Here is a 2,748-nt window from a genome sequence, read left to right as displayed (position 1 = left end):
CGTTGGCGTGACCTCGCCACAACAGAGCACCCATCAAATTGGTACGATTGGCTGGGCCGATGCAGAGCTGGCGGAGAAAGCGCTCGAGCTCGCGAATAAAGCCTACCCACGTTGGACCAATACCGACGTCAATGTCCGCGCGGAAGCCCTTGAGAAGCTGGCTGATTTGCTCGAAGAGCATCTCCATGAATTGATCGCACTGTGTACATTGGAAGCAGGTAAAACACTGCAAGACGGTATCGATGAAGTGCGTGAAGCAGTCGATTTCTGTCGTTACTACGCCATACAAGCACGCAAGCTCATGGGTGCGGGTGAGAAATTGCCTGGACCAACGGGTGAGACCAATGAGTTGTTTGTGCAAGGCCGCGGTACCTTTATCTGTATCAGCCCTTGGAACTTCCCATTAGCAATCTTCTTGGGCCAAGTCACAGCGGCACTCGCGACCGGAAACTGCGTCATTGCAAAACCAGCTGAACAGACTGGCTTAGTTGCCTATCGTGCAGTTCAGCTTGCCATTGAAGCGGGTATTCCAGGCGATGTCCTGCAGTTCCTTCCAGGCAAGGGTGCCGAAGTCGGCTCATATTTAGTCAGCCAAGAAAGTATCGCTGGTGTATGTTTCACCGGTTCAACGAATACCGCCCAAGCTATCAATCGTGCACTTGCTGCTCGGACCGGCGCACTTGTGCCTCTGATTGCCGAGACTGGCGGACAGAACGCCATGCTCATCGATTCCACAGCGTTGCCAGAGCAGGCGGTGACAGATATCGTGGCCAGTGCATTCAAAAGTGCAGGACAACGTTGCTCAGCGCTGCGCGTTCTTTTCGTGCAAGACGATGTCGCAGATCGCATCATTGAGTTGCTGAAAGGCGCTATGCAGGAGCTTCTGGTTGGCGATCCGATTGACCACAAAACCGACGTAGGTCCTGTGATCGATGGCATTGCAAAAACGAATCTCGAGCAGCACATCATTGACATCCAGCATGTGGGCAAATTGATTTCCGAATCACCGATGCCTGAATACACGAAGGGCGGGACCTTTGTCACCCCAACGGCCATTGAAATTGACAGCATCAATCAATTGCACCGAGAAAACTTCGGTCCAATTCTCCACGTCATTCGTTTCAAGCGTGAAAACTTGGATCAGGTGATTGATGACATCAACAATACTGGCTTTGGTCTGACGTTTGGTATTCACAGCCGCAACGAGACCTTTGCATACGATGTTGCGAAGCGAATTCAAGTTGGCAACGTTTACATCAATCGCAACCAAGTAGGTGCTGTGGTCGGTGTACAGCCATTTGGTGGCCGCGGATTGTCGGGCACTGGCCCCAAAGCAGGGGGCCCACATTACCTGTATGCGTTCATGACAGAGAAAACCTTTACCGACAACATTACTGCGGTCGGCGGGAATGCTACCTTGCTCTCGTTAGGTGAGTGACTGCTCCCCGCCCTAAGCGCTAAAGCGCCACGGGCGAGGCTTCCAACTTCTCAGGCAGCGGCGAGTGCTTGACTCGTCTTACGCTTGCCTCCATTGGCAGAGACCGACAGTCCTGCGGCCTTTAATTTCAAAATACCCTGTGCTCGAATGTTCAGCGCAGCATTGATGTCTCGATCATGCCTGATTGAACAAGCAGGACACTGCCAGTCGCGCACTTTAAGCGACAACGATTCCAGCTTGTGTCCACAGCAGGAGCAGGTTTTAGAGCTGGCGAACCATTGGTCAATTTTAACCAGATGCTTGCCTTGCGCTTTAGCCTTGTATTCCAGCTTTTGAATCAAGCCTGACCAACTGGCATCGGCAATGTGCTTGGACAGTTTCCTGTTCTTCAGCATGTTTTTGACTTTGAGTGTCTCGACAATCACCGCTTGGTTTTCGTCAATAAGTTGCCGAGATAGCTTGTGCTGAAAATCAGCACGAGCATTGGCCAGACGCTGATGCGCCTTGGCGAGTTTAAGTCGGGCTTTGGCGCGACCTTTGCTACCTTTCTGGCAGCGTGATAAGGCTTTTTGTTTACGGCGCAGGTTCGTGCTGGCTTGTTTCAAAAAGCGTGGGTTCAGTTCTTTCTTGCCACTTGAGTCAATGGCTAGGTGTGCTAAACCCATATCCAGTCCCAGCACCCGATCTGCATTCAGCCTTTGCGTGGGCGCGAGAGATTCTTGCCCATCTTCATGCAGCAGTGAGGCATAGTATTCACCCGTCACGGTTCGGGACAGGGTGATGCTTTTCAGTTTTCCTTCAACCTTGCGATGAATCCGCGCTCTGATGGGCTGCTTTAACTTCGGCACTTTGATCCAATCCTCACCACAATCAACGTTCATGCAGTGATAGCTGGATTGCCTGCCGTGCTTGCGCTTGAATTTGGGATAACGAGAAGTCAGTTTAGGATCAAAGAAACTTTGAAAGGCTTTATCCAGATTGATACACGCCTGCTGGAGTGCAATTGAATCAAAGTCTTTGAGCCAGTGATACTTGCGAGATTTCTTCGCAACAGCCAACAGCGGTTTGAGGTCTTTTTTGGCCTTAAGCTTCAGGCCGCTACGCTTGTACTGGCTGCTGATGATGTGCAAAGCCTTGTTATACGCAAAGCGCACAGCGCCGAACTGACGGTTTAAAAACTCCGCCTGCTCAGGTGTGGGATAGATGCGTACTTTCGTGGCCTTCAACATCGTTACTCCAGTACTGTTTTTATATACAGTATTCTTGCACATGCGTTCGGCTTAATCAAGACCGTTCACGACATTAAAACC

At 51.0% G+C, this 2,748-nt stretch carries 2 protein-coding genes; one reads left to right on the top strand and one right to left on the bottom strand.

Going from position 1 to position 2,748, the window contains the following annotated elements:
* Positions 1-1,438, top strand: a 1,438-nt coding sequence (gene putA / locus J5F18_RS10630) for a bifunctional proline dehydrogenase/L-glutamate gamma-semialdehyde dehydrogenase PutA (RefSeq protein WP_346298625.1), incomplete at its 5' end; no start/stop codon positions are given.
* 50 nt (positions 1,439-1,488) lie between these two features.
* Here putA and J5F18_RS10625 read toward each other — a convergent pair.
* Entirely contained in the window at positions 1,489-2,667 is a 1,179-nt protein-coding gene (locus J5F18_RS10625; protein ID WP_346298624.1) for an RNA-guided endonuclease TnpB family protein, read from the bottom strand.
* Positions 2,668-2,748 lie beyond the last annotated feature (81 nt).

The organism is Halomonas sp. BM-2019 (assembly GCF_017584085.1).
The sequence above is the reverse complement of the archived record's forward strand: the minus strand, read 5'-3'. Positions and strand labels throughout refer to the sequence as shown.